Below are 15874 nucleotides of genomic sequence, written 5' to 3'. Positions count from 1 at the left end.
GTCACCGGGCCGTGCCGGGCTGGTCGGGGGCCGTCGGGTGGAGCGGCAGCCGGGCCAGGAACGTCCAGCGGGGGCCGTACCCCTGGATGCGGACCACCCGGGGGTCCAGCGGCTCGTCCTCGTCGTCGTCGTCGGGGCCGGCACCGATCCCCTCCCCGGGGTCCGGGCGGTCGCCCGGACTGGCGCCGGGGGCGGTGTCGGCGCGCTCGATGCGGACCTCGAGGCGGGACTCCGCGAGCTGCTCGACCACGCCGGTCCCCCACTCGACGACGGTGACGGCCTCCTCCACCGCGGTGTCGAGGTCCAGGTCGTCCAGCTCGTCGAGGCCGTCGAGGCGGTAGGCGTCGACGTGCACCAGCGGGGGTCCGCCGGTGGTCGGCGGGTGCACGCGGGAGATCACGAAGGTGGGCGACGTGACGGCGCCCCGCACCCCGAGCCCCTCCCCCAGGCCCTGGGTGAAGGTGGTCTTGCCGGCGCCGAGCCCGCCGGAGAGGACGACGAGGTCGCCCGGCTCGAGCCGCTCGGCCAGCACCCGGCCGATGGTGCGCATCTCCGCCGCGGTGGCCGCGTCGTAGGCCTGCGGCAGCGAGCGGACCATCTCGACGTACGGCGGGTGCCGGTCGATCTCCGCGAACCCCTGGCGGGCCCAGAAGCCGACGGTCCGCGGCAGCTCCTGGCGCGCGAAGACGCCGAGCCCGCGCCGACCCGCGGCGGCCTCGGCGGCCGCGGCGATCAGCGCGCCGGCGACGCCGCGGCCCTGGACGCCGGGGACGACCCCGAACCGGCGCAGCCAGACGATGCCCTCGTGGTCGGGGTCCAGGATCAGGGCGCCCACCGCCTCGCCGTCCAGGCGGGCCACGATGCCGCCGTGGGCGCGCAGGCGGGCCTCGATGGTGTCGAGGGTCTCGACCAGCGCGTCGGCCGGCGGGTCGAGCACGGGACGGTCGGCGAACGCGGCCCGGACGACCCCGAGCACCACCGAGGCCCACTCCGGGCCGACCGTCTCGGTGGTCACCACGCCCGGGGCGTCACCGGTGTCGGGGTCACCGCTCACGAGGCGAGCCGTTCCTGGGCCCGGTCCAGCAGGTCGTCGATCGCCGCGGTGACCTCGGCGTGGCGCTCCAGCAGCACGAGGTGCCCGGCGCCCTCGAGCTCGACCAGGCGCGAGCCGGGGATGCGCTGGTGCAGCTTGCGGCTGTGCCCGATCGAGGTCAGGCGGTCCGCGGTGCCGCAGACCACGACCGTCGGCACCCGGGCCAGCACGCCCACCGTGCCGAACTCGTCGAAGCCTCGGAAGCTGGGGAAGAAGTCGCTGACCACCTCGAACGGGGTCGAGGCCAGCATCCGGTCGACGAAGTCGACGTACGAGGCCGGCACCGGGTCACCGAAGGCGAGCACGTCGGTGCCGACGCGGGCCACGATCTTCCCGAGCCGCCGCACCGAGTCGACCGCGCGGTGACCCAGGCGCAGGGTGCTGACCGCGGTGCCGGTCAGCTCGCCGGACAGCCGCGCCGGCAGCAGCGGCAGCAGGATGCGGCCGGGGTCGAGACCGCCGGCGGTGGTGGCCACCAGGGCGACACCGACCACCCGCTCCTCGAGCAGCTCGGGGTAGGTGACCAGCAGGGAGATCACGCTCATCCCGCCCATGGAGTGGCCGACCAGGACGACGGGACCGTCGGGCACGACCTCCTCCAGCACGCGCAGCAGGTCGCGGCCGAGCTGGGCGATCGTGGCGTGCTCCCGGGCGGACCGGCCGGAGCGGCCGTGGCTGCGCTGGTCGTAGAGCACCGTGCGCAGCCGGCCGCGGTAGGCCGCCCGCTGGAAGTGCCAGCAGTCGAGCTGGAGGCAGTAGCCGTGGACCAGCACCACCGTCGGCGCCGGGCCGGCGCCCGCCCGTGCGGCGACCCCGTCGACCTCGTCGACCTCGACGTGCAGCGGCACCCCGTCGTCGGCGACCACGGTGAGCGGGCGCGAGCGGAGCCGGCCGAAGGTGGGCGTGCCGTCCGGGCCGTACGCCGCCTGCTCGTCGTCGCGGTGCTCCTCGTCCTCGGCGCTGGGTCGGCGTCGGCCGATCGAGCGGGCCTGGTGGACCACGCCGAAGGCGGTGCCGGCCGCGGCCAGCCCGAGCCCGCCGGCGACGGCGCCGATCACACGTCCGCGGCTCATGGCCGGACCTCCTGGGGGTCGGTGTCGCTGTCGGTGTGGCGGCGCGGCATCCGGCCGCCGACCCGGGTGACGATCTCGTAGCTGATGGTGCCGCACGCCTCGGCCCACTCCTGGGCGGTGGGGCGGCCCTCGCCGGGCGGTCCGAACAGGACGACCTCGTCGCCCGCGCGGACGTCGTCGTCGCCGAGGTCGACCATGACCTGGTCCATGCAGACGCGACCGCGGATCGGGCGGCGTCGTCCGCCGACCGCGACCTCGGCCGCCGGCCCCGTGGGCCCGGTCGCGGCGTGGCGCGGGACGCCCTCGGCGTACCCGGCCGGGACGAGCGCCAGCGTGGTGGGCGCCGGGGCGACCCAGGTGTGGCCGTAGGAGACGCCGTCGCCGGGTCCGACCCGCTTGAGCAGGGCGACCCGGGCCCGCACCGTCATCGCCGGTCGCAGGTCGGCACCGTGCGGCACGCCCGGGGCGGGGTCGAGCCCGTAGACCGCGAGCCCGCAGCGGACCGCGTCGTAGCGCGCCTGCGGGCGGGTCAGGGTGGCCGCGGAGTTGGCCAGGTGCCGCAGCTCGGGGCTCAGGCCGGCGGCGGTGGCCAGGGCGAGCGCCCGCTCGAAGGCGGCCTGCTGGGCGTCGTTGGCGGGGTGGTCGGGCTCGTCGGCGCAGGCCAGGTGCGACCACAGCCCGACCACGCGCCAGGTCCCGTCCTGCTCGCCGGCACGGGCCCGGGCCAGGAACGGCGCCCAGTCGGCCTCGGCGGCGCCGCCGCGGGACAACCCGGTGTCGACCTTCAGGTGGACCCGGGCCGGCGGCGCGTCGGCACCGGCGCGCCGTACCGCGTCGGCCAGCTCGTCGAGGGCCTCGACGGAGTAGGCGCTGACGTCGATGCCGGCGACCAGCGCCGGCGCGAGATCCTCGCCGGGGGCGCCGAGCCAGCAGAGCAGGGGGCCGGTGTCGCCGGCGGCCCGCAGGGCCAGGGCCTCGTCGGGCGTGGCGGTCGCGAGCCACTCGGCCCCGGCGGCCCGGGCGGCGCGGGCCACGGGCGCCATCCCGTGGCCGTAGCCGTCGGCCTTGACCACCGCGATCAGCGGCACGCCGGCGGTCTCCCGCAGCACGCGGACGTTGTGCCGCACCGCGGCGAGGTCGACCACGATCTCCGCGCGCGGTGGGGGCCGCTCGGTGGTGGACCTGCTCATGACCGACCATCCTTCCACCGTCGTCAGGGTGTGGACCTCCCACCCCGCGGAGCGGCGCGGAGCAGGTCGCGCACGACGCCGGGCAGCGCGCCGGCGACGGCGCTCGCCGTGAGGGGACCGCCGGCCGCGGCGGTCGTGGCCGCGGCCCCGTGCAGCCAGCTGCCGGCCGACGCCGCGTCGTACGGCTCCAGGCCCGCGGCGAGCAGGGCCCCGACGAGCCCGCCGAGGACGTCGCCGGCGCCGGCCGTGGCCAGCCAGGGCGTCCCGGTGGTGGTGACCCGGACCGGGCGCCCCGGGGCGGCGACCAGGGTGTGCCGGCCCTTGAGCAGCACGGTGCAGCCGTACCGCTCGACCGCGGCCCGGACGTGGTGGAGCGGGCGGGCCTCGACGTCCTCGCGGGCCACGTCGAGCATCCGGGACAGCTCGCCGGCGTGCGGCGTCAGGACGGCGTGGGCGGGGGCCGGCGCGGCGAGGTGCACCAGGGCGTCGGCGTCGACGACCAGCGGCACGTCGTCGGCCAGCGCCTCGGCCAAGGTGCCGGCGGAGCCGTCGCCGCTGCCGCTGCCGACCACCCACGCCTGGACCCGGCCGGCGCCGACCACCTCGGGGTGGGCCGTGCGGACCCGGTCGCCCACCAGGTCGTCACCGACGTAGCGCACCATCCCGACCAGCCCGGTCGCGGCGCCCATGACGCTGAGCAGGCCGGCCCCGGGGTAGGTGGCGGAGCCGGCGCGGACGCCGACCACGCCGCGGGAGTACTTGTGGTCCGCCGCGCCGGGCACGGGCAGCAGCGCGGCCACGTCGTCGGGCTGCAGCGCCTCGAGCTCCGGGGCGGGAAGGTCGAGGCCGAGGTCGACCAGGTGCACCGGGCCGCACGCCAGCGCGGCGGGGTCGAGCAGGTGGCAGGGCTTGTGGGTGCCGAAGGTGACGGTCAGCGTGGCCCGCACGTGGGACCCGTCGACCTCGCCGGTGTCGACGTCCACGCCGGACGGGGTGTCGACCGCGACGACCGGCACCCCGGCGTACCGCCCGAGCTCCTCGGCCGCGTCCTGCCGCAGCCCGGGCCGACCGCCGATGCCGACGATGCCGTCGAGGACGACGTCGGGCCGGTGGGCGGTGCCCGCGGCGACCACGCGGCCGCCGGCGGCGCGCAGCGCGGCCAGGCCGTCGGCGCGGGCGTGGTCGGAGAGCAGCACGGCCTCGACCGCGCACCCGCGCGCCGCCAGCCGCGCCCCCGCCCACAGGGCGTCCCCGCCGTTGTCGCCGCCGCCGACGAGCAGCAGCACGCGACGCCCGTACGCCGGCTGGTCCCCCGCCGGCCCGGCCAGCAGGTCCAGCACCGCGTGCGCCAGCCCGGTCGCGGCCCGCTGCATCAGCGCCCCCGGGGACAGCCGTGCTATCAGCGCCCCCTCCGCCGCCCGGACCTGCTCCACCGTGTGCGCGCGCCTCATCCCGCCACGCTAGCCCGGCGCGACCGGGCCCGGGCCGAGCCGGGGCGAGCCGGGGCGGGGCGGAGGAGTCGTGTGCCTCAGACCGGCCCCGGGACCGTCGTGGGGCACACGACTGCCCGGGAGCGGGGACGGACACCCACCCCGCCCGCGGTCGTGTGCCCGAGCACGGGCCATGGACCGTGCACAGGCACACGACTCGTGCCGTCGTCCCCAGGGCGCCTGCTCTCGCCAGCCGGCCGCACCACGGCGCGCCGACAGTGGACCGGTGGATCCCGACCCCCGACCGCACGGCGAGCAGCACCGCGACCTGCGGGCCCTCATCACCGACCAGGCCGGGATGGTCGCCCGCCGCCAGCTGACGGCCCACGGGGTGGACTGGGACCACGTCGACGCCGCCGTGCGCGCCAGCCGCTGGGTCGCCCGTACGCCCCGCGTCGTCAGCACCACGACCGGCCCGCTCGACCTCCAGCAGCGTCGGTGGCTCGCCGTCCTGCACGCCGGCCCGCGCAGCATGCTCGGCAGCCTGTCCGCCGCGGCTGCGCACGGACTGGCCGGGTGGGGACGCGACACGCTCACCGTCTGGGTGGACGACGAGCTCAGCTTCGACCCGGTCCCGGGCGTCCGGTTCTTCCGGACCCGCCGGCCCCACGACCTGCTCCTGCGCCACGCGCACGGTCTGCCGCTCGCGCAGCTCGAGCCGGCGGTGCTGCTCTGGGCGGCGTACGACGCGGACCTGCGCTCCGCCCACGGCGTCCTGGCGGCGGTGGTCCAGCAACGACTGACCACCGCCGAGCGGTTGCAGTCCTGGATCCCCGTCCTCCGACCGCTCCGGCGCGCCGCGTCCTTCCGCTCCGTGCTGGAGGACGTCGCCCGCGGGTCGCACTCGCGCGCCGAGCTCGACCTCGTCGACCTGTGCCGCGACCACGGGCTCCCGCTCCCGGACCGGCAGCGGCCGCGCCGTGACCCTGCCGGTCGAGCGCGGTGGACCGACGCCGAGTGGGACCTGCCCGACGGCCACGTCGTCGTGCTCGAGGTGGACGGCGCGTTCCACACCGAGATCCGGTCGTGGAGCAACGACAAGCAGCGCCACCGACGACTCTCCGGGCCGGGTCGGACCGTCGTCGGCTGCACCGCCCACGAGCTGCGGCACGAGCCGGAGGAGCTGGTCCGGGACCTCCGGGTCCTGCTGCGCCTCGGGCCGGGAGGGTCGTGTGCCTGACAACGGCCCAGGGACCGTGCTCAGGCACACGACTGCCCCGGCCCTGGGTCAGCCCTCCAGCACCACCACGGCCGAGGCGATGCCGGCGTCGTGGGAGAGCGAGACGTGGACCGAGGTGGCGCCGAGCTCGGCCGCCCGGGCGAGGACCGACCCCCGCATCTCCAGGCGGGGCCGGCCGGTGTCCTCCGAGACCACCTCGGCGTCGTGCCAGGCCAGGCCGCCGGGGGCGCCCAGCGACTTGGCCAGGGCCTCCTTCGCGGCGAACCGGGCGGCCAGCGAGGCCAGCGAGCGGCCGGCCTCCGCGGGGGTGAACAGCCGCTCGCGCAGCCCGGGGGTGCGTTCGAGCGAGAGCCCGAAGCGCGCGATGTCGCAGACGTCGATGCCGACGCCGAGCACGCTCACTCGACGGTGACGGACTTGGCCAGGTTGCGCGGCTGGTCGACGTCGTGGCCGAGCCCGGTGGCCAGCTCGCAGGCGAACAGCTGCAGCGGCACCGTGGCCACCAGCGGCTGGAGCAGCACCGGCACCTTGGGCAGGCGGATCAGGTGGTCGGCGTAGCGCGGGATCGCCTCGTCGCCCTCCTCGGCCAGGCAGATCGTCAGGGCGCCGCGGGCCCGGACCTCCTGGATGCCCGACAGCATCTTGGAGTGGAGCTGGTCGCGGCCCTGCGGCGGCACCACGCACAGCACCGGCAGGCCGTCGGTGATCAGCGCGATCGGACCGTGCTTGAGCTCGCCGGCGGCGAACCCCTCGGCGTGCAGGTAGGCGATCTCCTTGAGCTTCAGCGCCCCCTCGAGCGCCACGGGGTAGCCGGCGTGCCGGCCGAGGAAGAGCACCGAGGTGGCCTTCACGTGCGCGCGGGCCAGCTCGTACACCTCCTCGCTGCGCCCCAGCAGCTCCTCGATCTGGGCCGGGATCGCCTCGAGCTGGTGCATCACCTCGGCGATCTCGTCGCCGTACCGGGTGCCCTTGACCTGCGCGATGTAGAGCGCGAGCAGGTAGGTCGCGACCAGCTGGGTCAGGAACCCCTTGGTCGAGGCGACGCCGATCTCGGGGCCGGCGTGGGTGTAGATCACCGCGTCGGACTCGCGCGGGATCGTCGAGCCGTTGGTGTTGCAGATCGCCAGCACCTTCGAGCGCTGGGTGCGCGCGTGCCGGATCGCCTGGAGCGTGTCCGCGGTCTCGCCGGACTGGCTGATCGCGACCACGAGGGTCGAGAAGTCCAGGATCGGGTCGCGGTAGCGGAACTCGCTGGACAGCTCGACCTCGACCGGGACGCGGCACCAGTGCTCGATGGCGTACTTGGCCACCATGCCGGCGTAGAACGACGTGCCGGCCGCGATGATGATGATCTTGTCGATGTCGCGGATCTCCTGGTCCGAGAGCCGCATCTCGTCCAGCTGCAGGGCTCCGGTACGCGTGCGGCGACCGAGCAGGGAGTCCGCGACGGCCCGCGGCTGCTCGAAGATCTCCTTGCGCATGAACCAGTCGTGGCCGTCCTTCTCGGCGGCCGAGAGGTCCCAGTCGACGTGGTAGCGCACGCCCTCCTGCGGCACGCCGTGGAAGTCGGTGACCTCGACGCCGGCGGCGGTGATGGTGACCACGGTGTCCTGGCCGAGCTCGAGGGCCTCGCGGGTGTGCTCGATGAAGGCGGCGACGTCGGAGCCGAGGAAGTTCTCGCCCTCCCCCAGCCCGACGACCAGCGGGGAGTTGCGGCGGGCCGCGACGACCCGGTCGGGGTCCTCGGCGTCCACGGCGACGAGCGTGAACGCGCCCTCGAGGACCTGGCAGACCCGCTGCATCGCCTCGGTCAGGTCGACCCCGGAGCGCACCTGCAGCTCGACGAGGTGGGCCACGATCTCGGTGTCGGTGTCAGAGACTAGCTGGTGGCCGTCGGCCTCGAGCTGGGTGCGCAGCGCGTCGAAGTTCTCGATGATCCCGTTGTGCACCAGCGCGACCCGGCGCGACTCCCCGAGGTGCGGGTGGGCGTTGGCGTCGGTCGGGGGACCGTGCGTGGCCCACCGGGTGTGCCCGATGCCGGTCGTCGCCGCCGGCAGCGGCGTCTCCGCGATCGCCTTCTCCAGGTTGGCCAGCTTCCCGGCCTTCTTGTCGACGACCAGCGCACCGTCCACGACGAGCGCCACCCCCGCGGAGTCGTATCCCCGGTACTCCAGGCGGCGCAGTCCCTCGACGACGACCTCCTGGGCTGACTTCGGCCCGACGTAGCCCACGATCCCGCACATGGGGCACGACTCTACCGAGCCCGGGGCCCGGCCCCGACGACCCACGCGGCAGGAGTGCTGCAAGACTCCCCCGCATGTCCGCTGGCGGGAGCCCCCCGGTCGAGGAGCACGCCGGCCACGAGTCGTCGCCCTACCTCGAGCTCGACCGTGACACCTGGGCCGCACTGACGCCCCAGATGGAGGCGCCGCTGACCGACGAGGAGATCGCCCGCCTCCGCGGCCTGGGCGACAGCCTGGACCTGCGCGAGGTGCAGGAGGTCTACCTGCCGCTGTCGCGGCTGCTGAGCATGTACGTCGAGTCCGCGGGCAAGCTGCACCACGACACCGAGGCGTTCCTGCACCAGCGGACCCCGCCGCGCACCCCGTTCGTGATCGGGCTGGCCGGCTCGGTGGCGGTGGGCAAGTCCACCACCGCCCGCGTGCTGCAGCAGATGCTCGCCCACTGGCCCGAGCACCCGAACGTGGCCCTGGTCACCACCGACGGCTTCCTCTACCCCAACGCCGAGCTCGAGCGGCGCGGGCTGCTCCAGCGCAAGGGGTTCCCGGAGTCCTACGACCGGCGCGCGCTGCTGCGCTTCGTGGTGGACATCAAGTCCGGCCGCGACGAGGTCGTCGCCCCGACGTACTCCCACCTGGTCTACGACGTCGTCCCCGACGAGCGGGTCGTGGTCAAGCGGCCCGACATCGTGATCATCGAGGGCCTCAACGTCCTGCAGCCGGCGCGCGTGCGCGAGGACGGCAGCGCCGGGCTGACGCTGAGCGACTTCTTCGACTTCTCCATCTACGTCGACGCCGGCCGCGACAAGATCCGCGACTGGTACGTCTCCCGCTTCCTGCGGCTGCGCGAGACCGCGTTCCAGGACCCGGGCTCGTACTTCGCCAAGTACGCCGCGTTCTCCCAGGGCGAGGCCGTCCGGGAGGCGGAGCGGATCTGGGACACCATCAACGGTCCCAACCTGGTCGACAACATCCTGCCGACCCGGTCGCGCGCGACCCTGGTGCTGCGCAAGGACCGCGACCACTCGGTGCGGTACGTCCGCCTCCGCAAGGTGTGAGGCGGACGTACCGACCGGGGCAGGGCGGGGTGGCTCAGGCGCCCTTGCCGGTCACCGTGACGGGGACGTTGCCGCGGGTGGCCTTGGAGTAGGGGCAGACCTGGTGGGCGGTCTCGACGAGGCGCTGGGCGGTCTCGTCGTCGACGCCCGGGATGGTGGCGGTGATGTCGGCGGTGATGGCGAACGAGTCGCCCTCGGGACCGAAGCCGACCGCGATGTCGACGGTGGAGGCCGAGGCGTCGACGCCCTCCTTCTTGGCCACCATGCCCAGGGCACCCTGGAAGCAGGCGCCGTAGCCGACGGCGAAGAGCTGCTCGGGGTTGGTGCCGGTGCCGGGCCCGCCGGTCTCCTTGGGCGCGGTCAGCGCCAGGTCGAGGACGCCGTCCTCGCTGCGCGCGTGTCCGGCACGGCCGCCGGTGACGGTGGCGCGGGCGGTGTAGACGATCTTCTCCGGGGTGTTGGTCATGCTCGGCCCAACACCGACCGGGCGGCGGTCCATTCCGCTACAGCGCGAGTCGTTGCCGCACGACGGCCGCGAGCCGCTCGGCGACGGCAGTCGCGCGGTCCTGCGTCGGCGCCTCGACCATCACCCGCACGATCGGCTCGGTGCCCGACGGGCGCAGCAGCACGCGCCCCTCGCCGGCCAGCGCGGCCTCCTCGGCCGCCACGGCGGCCAGGACACCCTCGTCGTCGGTGCGGGCGCGGTCGACGCCGCCCACGTTCAGCAGCACCTGCGGGAGTCGCGTCATCACGCCGGCGAGGTCGGCGAGGGTACGGCCGGTGCCGGCCATCCGGGCCAGCACCTGCAGCGCGGTCAGCAGGCCGTCGCCGGTCGTGGCGTGGTCGCTCATGATCACGTGGCCGGACTGCTCGCCGCCGAGGTTGTAGCCGCCGGCGTTCATCGCCTCGAGGACGTACCGGTCGCCGACCGCGGTCCGCAGCACGGTGATCCCGGCCCGCTCGAGGGCCTGGACGAAACCGAGGTTGCTCATCACGGTGGCCACGACGGTGTCGCGCACGAGCCGGCCCTGCTCGTGCATGCCCAGGGCCAGGACGGCCATGATCTGGTCTCCGTCGACGACGGTGCCGGTGTGGTCGACGGCCAGGCAGCGGTCCGCGTCGCCGTCGACGGCGAAGCCCGCGTCGGCGCCGTGCTCGAGCACCGCGGCCGAGAGCCGGTCGAGGTAGGTCGAGCCGTAGCCGTCGTTGATGTTCGTGCCGTCGGGCTGGTCACCGATCGCGACCACGGTCGCCCCGGAGTCGATCAGCGCACGCGGGCCCACCTCGGAGGCGGCGCCGTGGGCGCAGTCGAGGACGACCTTCAGGCCGGCCAGCGGGCGCTCGACGGTCCGCACCAGGTGGGCGGCGTAGTCCTCGACGGTCGGGCCGTACGGCGTGACGCGGCCGATGTCGGCACCGGTCGGGCGGTCCCAGGGCCGGCCGACGTGCGCCTCGATCTCGCGCTCCACGGCGTCGTCGAGCTTGCGACCGCCGCGGGCGAGCAGCTTGATGCCGTTGTCGGGCATCGGGTTGTGCGAGGCGCTGATGACCACGCCCAGGTCGGCACCGAGGGTGCCGGTGAGGAACGCCACGCCCGGGGTGGGCAGGACCCGCAGCCGCAGCACGTCCATGCCGGCCGAGGCCAGCCCCGCGACGACGGCGTGCTCGAGGAACTGCCCCGAGACGCGGGTGTCGCGGCCGACGACGGCCAGCGGGCGCGGCCCGGCGTACGACCCGTCCTCGACGAGGACGCGCGCGGCCGCGACGCCGAGCTCCATGGCGAGCTCGGCGGTCAGCGTGCCGTTGGCCAGGCCGCGGACGCCGTCGGTGCCGAAGAGTCGGTCCATGACGGGCTCCGCGGCGGGGATCAGCGCTTGCTGAACTGGGGCGCCTTGCGGGCCTTCTTGAGACCGGCCTTCTTGCGCTCGATGGCGCGCGAGTCGCGGGTCAGCAGGCCGGCGGCCTTCAGGGTGGCGCGGTTGGCGTCGAGGTCGACGTCGTTCAGCGCACGGGCCACGCCGAGGCGCAGCGCGCCGGCCTGGCCGGTGATGCCGCCACCGTGGATGCGGGCGACGACGTCGAAGCGGCCCTCGAGCTGGGTCGCGGCGAAGGGCTCGTTGACGACCTGCTGGTGCAGCTTGTTCGGGAAGTACGAGTCCAGCGTGCGGCCGTTGACGCGCCACTGGCCGGTGCCCGGGACGATGCGGACGCGGGCCACGGCCTCCTTGCGACGGCCGGTGGCCGCGGCGGGGGCGATGGTGGCCGGGCGGTCCGTGGACTCGGCGCTGGGCACGGTCTCGGAGCTGTAGGCGACGCCCTGCTCGTCGGCCTGGTAGGTCTCCTCGACCTCGGTGGTGTCAGCCACGTCATTCCTCACTGGTGCTCATCTGGTGCGTACGTGTGGGTGGTGCTGCTGCTCAGGAGAGCAGGGTCACTGGGTGACCTGGCGGATCTCGAACGGCTTGACCTGCTGCGCCTCGTGCGGGTGCGCGGGGCCCGAGTAGACCTTGAGCTTGCCGAGCATGGCGCGGCCGAGCTTGTTCTTGGGGAGCATGCCCCAGACGGCGTTCTCGACGGCCTTGCGGGCGTCCTTGGCCAGCAGCTCGCCGATGGGCGTCGCGGACAGACCGCCCGGGTAGCCGGAGTGGCGGTAGACCATCTTCTTGGTGGCCTTGTCGCCGCTGATCGACACCTTCTCCGCGTTGATGACGACGACGAAGTCGCCGACGTCCATGTGCGGGGCGTACATCGGCTTGTGCTTGCCGCGCAGCAGGGTGGCGGTCTCGACGGCGAGACGACCGAGGACCACGTCCTCGGCGTCGATGACGTGCCACTCACGCTGGATGTCAGCGGGCTTGGGGCTGTACGTACGCACGGTGATAGGCCTTCTCGTCGGTGTCGGTGGAGCGGGGCGTCCGGTGGGCATCTCGCCCGTCCGGGCCCGGATCGGTGCGGTGGCGCACCTGCAGTCGTTGCGCGGCTGGCCGCGACCGTCGATGTTACGGCGGGGCCTGCGCACAGGTCAAAACGGCCCGTGCTGCGAGGCCCGTGCCCCGTGTCCGTCTCGCCTCGCAAACCACCCGTTGGCGCCGCTCGCGGCGCGCGGACTAGGTTGTGGGGCGTGACTGACTCTCTCACCGTACGCGACAACCGCACCGGGCAGGAGTACGACGTCCCGATCGCCGACGGCACCATCAAGGCCGCCGACCTCGGGAAGATCAAGGCCGGCGATGACCAGCCGGGCCTGGCCGTCTACGACCCCGGCTTCGTCAACACCGCCTCCTGCCGCTCCTCCGTGACCTTCATCGACGGGGACGAGGGGATCCTGGAGTACCGCGGCTACCCGATCGAGCAGCTCGCCGAGGGCTCGAACTTCCTCGAGGTGGCCTACCTGCTCAACCACGGCGCGCTGCCCACCAAGGCGGAGTTCGACGCCTGGGAGCACGAGATCACCTACCACACGTTCGTGCACGAGAACATCAAGACCTTCATGGAGGGCTTCCGCTACGACGCCCACCCGATGGGCATGCTGATGGCCTCCGTGGGCGCGCTGTCGACCTTCTACCCCGACGCCCGTGACATCCACGACGCCGAGAACCGCCACATGCAGATCGTGCGGATGATCGCCAAGATGCCGACGCTGGGCGCCTGGTCGTTCCGGCACGCGCAGGGCAAGCCGTTCGTCTACCCCGACAACGAGCTCTCCTACACCGCGAACTTCCTCTCGATGCTGTTCAAGATGAGCGAGAAGACCTTCGAGCCCGACCCGCGGCTGGTCAAGGCGCTCGACGTGCTGTTCATCCTGCACGCCGACCACGAGCAGAACGCCTCCACCAACGCGGTGCGCAGCGTCGGCTCGACGCAGGTCGACCCGTACTCCGCGGTCGCCTCCGGCGTCGGCGCGCTCTACGGCCCGCTGCACGGCGGCGCCAACGAGGCCGTCCTGCGGATGCTGCGCCGGATCGGCTCGAAGGAGAACATCCCCTCCTTCATCGAGGGCGTGAAGAACGGCAACGAGAAGCTGATGGGCTTCGGCCACCGGGTCTACAAGAACTACGACCCGCGCGCCCGGATCATCAAGAAGGCCGCCGACGACGTCTTCGAGGTCACCGGGGTTAACCCGCTGCTCGAGATCGCCCTGGAGCTGGAGAAGATCGCGCTCGAGGACGAGTACTTCGTCAAGCGCAAGCTCTACCCCAACGTCGACTTCTACTCCGGCCTCATCTACGAGGCCTTCCAGTTCCCGCCGGAGATGTTCACGGTCCTGTTCGCGATCGGGCGCACGCCCGGCTGGCTCGCGCAGTGGCTCGAGCTGGTGCAGGACAAGGAGCAGAAGATCGCGCGCCCCAAGCAGATCTACACCGGGGCCCGCAGGCTCGACTTCGTCCCCGCCTCGGAGCGCTGGGCCTGAGCATGACCTCCCCGACGTACGTCCTCGTCGACGGGGAGAACATCGACGCCACCCTCGGCAACTCGATCCTGGGCAGGCGCCCCCAGCCGGCCGAACGGCCGCGCTGGGAGCGCCTGCTCGACTTCGTCGCCACGGAGTGGGAGTGCGAGCCGAGCGGGCTGTTCTACCTCGCCGTCAACGGCGAGCTGCCGATGTCCTTCGTCCAGGCGCTGACCGCGCTGCACTACCGGCCGATCCCGCTGCAGGGCGCGCCGGGCCAGAAGGTCGTGGACATCGCGATCCTGCGCACGCTGGAGGAGATCGCGCTCCGCGAGGCCGACGTGGTCCTGGTCAGCAACGACGGCGACTTCTTCGAGCACGTCGGTGCCCTGCTGGACGGCTCCGCCCGACGGGTCGGCCTGATCGGCTTCACCGAGTTCCGCAACCACCAGTTCTCCTCGCTGGTGCCGCGCGGGCTGGAGGTCTTCGACCTCGAGGACGACGTGGCCGCCTTCACCACCCGGCTGCCCCGGATGCGCGTCATCCCGATCGACGACTTCGACCCGCGCCTGTTCCTGTGACCGCGGCGCCGTCGGGCGTCGTGCTCGACCTCGGCAACGTCGTCGTCGACTGGGACCCCTTCCACGCCGTCGCCGCCGGTGTCGGCGCGCAGGAGGCCCGGGCTTTCCTGGCCAGCGCCGAGATCGACTTCCGGGCCGTGAACCACCAGGCGGACGCCGGTCGCGACTGGGACGACGTGCTGGCCGACGTGGCCCGTGAGCACCCCCGCTGGCTGCCGCACGTGCGCGCCTACCGTCAGCACTTCGGTGCCTCGCTGCGCGGTGAGGTGCCCGGCACCGGTGACGTGGTCCGCGAGCTGCACCGCGGCGGCGTACGCCTGTGGGGGCTGACCAACTGGAGCCACGAGCTGTGGCCGCACGCCCCCGCCCGCTTCGAGGTGCTCTCGCTGCTCGAGGACGTCGTCGTCTCGGGGACCGAGGGGGTCGCGAAGCCCGACCCGCGGATCTTCGCCGTCCTGCGCGAGCGGGTGGGCGTGACCCTCGACCGGCTCGTCTTCGTCGACGACCGTGCCGAGAACGTCGCGGCCGGGGCGGCGGCCGGGCTCGACGGCGTGCTCTTCACCGACGCCGCCCGGCTGCGCCGGGACCTCGGCGAGCGCGGCCTGCTCGGCCCTACCTGAGCCCGGCGCGCACCTCGTCCAGCGCCGCGGCGAGGGTGACCTGCGGCTCCCAGCCCCAGCCCCGGGCCCGGTCGGCCAGCACCTGCCGGGTCCACTCGTCGCCCTCGACCCACACCGGCTCGACGCCGAGCGCCTCGGTCACCGCGCCGAGGTAGTCGCGCCAGGTCGCGGGCTCCGCCGCGACGTTGACGACCGTGCACTCCCCCGCCACCGGTCCACGGGTCGCGTCGTCGGACTCCGGGACCCGCGCGGTGGCGACGTCGGCGGCCAGCGCCGCCAGGTCGTCGACGTGCACCCAGGGGAAGCTCTTGCGCGGGTCCACGTGCCGGGCGGCCTCGTCGTCGCGGACCGCGGCCGGACGCAGCGAGTTCCACACCGAGCTCTCGCCGGCGCCCAGGATCGCCGGGGGCCGCAGCAGGACACGGGTCAGGCCGGTGACGGCCGCGAGCGCCTCGTCGGTCTCGCGCTTCGTGACCGGGTAGTCGCCGCCGTCCTGACCCACCAGGGCCGAGGACTCGTCGACGTCCACCCCGCCGGGCGCCCGGTCGTAGACGGCGGCGGTCGAGATGTGGACCAGCCGGGCGACACCGGCGTCGGCGGCCGCGCGGGCCAGCAGCGGGGTGCCCTCGACGGCGATCCGTCGCTGCGTGGCCAGGTCGCTGCCCATCGGGTGCACGGTGGTGACCACGGCGTCCGCGCCGAGCACGACCTCGTCGGCGAGGTCCGCGTCCCCGAACTCCCCGACGTGCTCCTCGGTGCCCTCCGGGGCGGTCCCGGCCCGCCGGACCACGGCCCGCACGGTCGCGCCCCGCTCGAGGAGCGCGGCGCAGGTCTGCCTGCCGACCAGGCCGTTCGCGCCGGTGACGACGACGATCGGGGCGGAGGGTGCGGTGGCCGAGGTGGTGCTCGTGGAGTCGCTCATCCCCTCACCCTGCCAGCGCCCCGACCCCCCACCGGGG

Annotated in this window: 16 protein-coding genes; 5 read left to right on the top strand and 11 right to left on the bottom strand. The window is 74.2% G+C overall.

The window, feature by feature from the left end; translation table 11 throughout:
* Position 1: 1 nt before the first annotated feature.
* The 4 genes from tsaE to GV155_RS04175 are packed head-to-tail and all read right to left on the bottom strand — an operon-like array spanning position 2 to position 4807.
* Entirely contained in the window at positions 2–1054 is a 1053-nt protein-coding gene (tsaE, locus tag GV155_RS04190) for a tRNA (adenosine(37)-N6)-threonylcarbamoyltransferase complex ATPase subunit type 1 TsaE (RefSeq protein ID WP_236553964.1), read from the bottom strand.
* The gene (locus GV155_RS04185) at positions 1051–2166 is read right to left on the bottom strand and encodes an alpha/beta fold hydrolase (RefSeq protein ID WP_160005519.1); all 1116 of its coding nucleotides are present in this window, start codon (positions 2164–2166) and stop codon (positions 1051–1053) included. Before GV155_RS04185 ends, tsaE begins: the two co-directional genes overlap by 4 nt.
* Complete coding sequence (gene alr, locus GV155_RS04180; RefSeq protein WP_160005517.1) at positions 2163–3356, bottom strand: alanine racemase; 1194 nt, start codon at positions 3354–3356, stop codon at positions 2163–2165. Before alr ends, GV155_RS04185 begins: the two co-directional genes overlap by 4 nt.
* 23 nt (positions 3357–3379) lie before the next feature.
* Complete coding sequence (locus GV155_RS04175) at positions 3380–4807, bottom strand: NAD(P)H-hydrate dehydratase (protein WP_160005515.1); 1428 nt, start codon at positions 4805–4807, stop codon at positions 3380–3382.
* 265 nt (positions 4808–5072) lie between these two features.
* On the opposite strand from GV155_RS04175, the gene GV155_RS04170 reads away from it, so the two are divergent.
* Positions 5073–6026, top strand: a complete 954-nt coding sequence (locus GV155_RS04170; protein WP_160005513.1) for a hypothetical protein — start codon at positions 5073–5075, stop codon at positions 6024–6026.
* A gap of 48 nt (positions 6027–6074) precedes the next feature.
* Here GV155_RS04170 and GV155_RS04165 read toward each other — a convergent pair whose 3' ends face one another.
* A complete protein-coding gene (locus GV155_RS04165; protein ID WP_160005511.1) occupies positions 6075–6428 on the bottom strand; it encodes a holo-ACP synthase in 354 nt (117 codons plus the stop codon).
* A complete protein-coding gene (glmS, locus tag GV155_RS04160) occupies positions 6425–8269 on the bottom strand; it encodes a glutamine--fructose-6-phosphate transaminase (isomerizing) (RefSeq protein ID WP_160005509.1) in 1845 nt (614 codons plus the stop codon). The genes GV155_RS04165 and glmS overlap by 4 nt, the downstream gene beginning before the upstream one ends.
* A gap of 74 nt (positions 8270–8343) precedes the next feature.
* Between glmS and coaA the strand changes: the two genes are divergently transcribed.
* Entirely contained in the window at positions 8344–9324 is a 981-nt protein-coding gene (coaA, locus tag GV155_RS04155) for a type I pantothenate kinase (RefSeq protein WP_160005507.1), read from the top strand.
* A gap of 34 nt (positions 9325–9358) precedes the next feature.
* Here coaA and GV155_RS04150 read toward each other — a convergent pair whose 3' ends face one another.
* The 4 genes from GV155_RS04150 to rplM all read right to left on the bottom strand — a co-directional run bounded on the left by GV155_RS04150 (position 9359) and on the right by rplM (position 12199).
* Positions 9359–9790: an organic hydroperoxide resistance protein gene (locus GV155_RS04150; RefSeq protein ID WP_160005505.1), complete on the bottom strand. Its 432-nt coding sequence runs from the start codon at positions 9788–9790 to the stop codon at positions 9359–9361.
* Positions 9791–9827: 37 nt separating this feature from the next.
* Complete coding sequence (gene glmM / locus GV155_RS04145; protein WP_160005503.1) at positions 9828–11171, bottom strand: phosphoglucosamine mutase; 1344 nt, start codon at positions 11169–11171, stop codon at positions 9828–9830.
* Positions 11172–11191: 20 nt separating this feature from the next.
* Complete coding sequence (rpsI, locus tag GV155_RS04140; protein ID WP_160005501.1) at positions 11192–11689, bottom strand: 30S ribosomal protein S9; 498 nt, start codon at positions 11687–11689, stop codon at positions 11192–11194.
* Between the two features lie 66 nt (positions 11690–11755).
* On the bottom strand, positions 11756–12199 hold the full coding sequence (gene rplM / locus GV155_RS04135) for a 50S ribosomal protein L13 (RefSeq protein ID WP_160005499.1): 444 nt from the start codon (positions 12197–12199) through the stop codon (positions 11756–11758).
* 246 nt (positions 12200–12445) lie between these two features.
* On the opposite strand from rplM, the gene GV155_RS04130 reads away from it, so the two are divergent.
* The 3 genes from GV155_RS04130 to GV155_RS04120 are packed head-to-tail and all read left to right on the top strand — an operon-like array spanning position 12446 to position 14915.
* The gene (locus GV155_RS04130) at positions 12446–13735 is read left to right on the top strand and encodes a citrate synthase (RefSeq protein ID WP_160005497.1); all 1290 of its coding nucleotides are present in this window, start codon (positions 12446–12448) and stop codon (positions 13733–13735) included.
* Between the two features lie 2 nt (positions 13736–13737).
* Complete coding sequence (locus tag GV155_RS04125; RefSeq protein WP_160005495.1) at positions 13738–14295, top strand: NYN domain-containing protein; 558 nt, start codon at positions 13738–13740, stop codon at positions 14293–14295.
* Positions 14292–14915, top strand: a complete 624-nt coding sequence (locus GV155_RS04120) for an HAD-IA family hydrolase (RefSeq protein WP_160005493.1) — start codon at positions 14292–14294, stop codon at positions 14913–14915. The genes GV155_RS04125 and GV155_RS04120 overlap by 4 nt, the downstream gene beginning before the upstream one ends.
* Here the strand turns inward: GV155_RS04120 and GV155_RS04115 are convergent.
* Positions 14908–15837, bottom strand: a complete 930-nt coding sequence (locus tag GV155_RS04115; protein WP_160005491.1) for an NAD-dependent epimerase/dehydratase family protein — start codon at positions 15835–15837, stop codon at positions 14908–14910. The two genes, GV155_RS04120 and GV155_RS04115, sit on opposite strands and share 8 nt — an antisense overlap.
* Positions 15838–15874: the final 37 nt, after the last annotated feature.

Origin of the sequence: Nocardioides sp. AX2bis (assembly GCF_902506435.1) — a bacterium.
Lineage (GTDB): Bacteria > Actinomycetota > Actinomycetes > Propionibacteriales > Nocardioidaceae > Nocardioides.
Note: the sequence above shows the minus strand (reverse complement) of the source record. Positions and strands in the feature narration are given on the sequence as shown.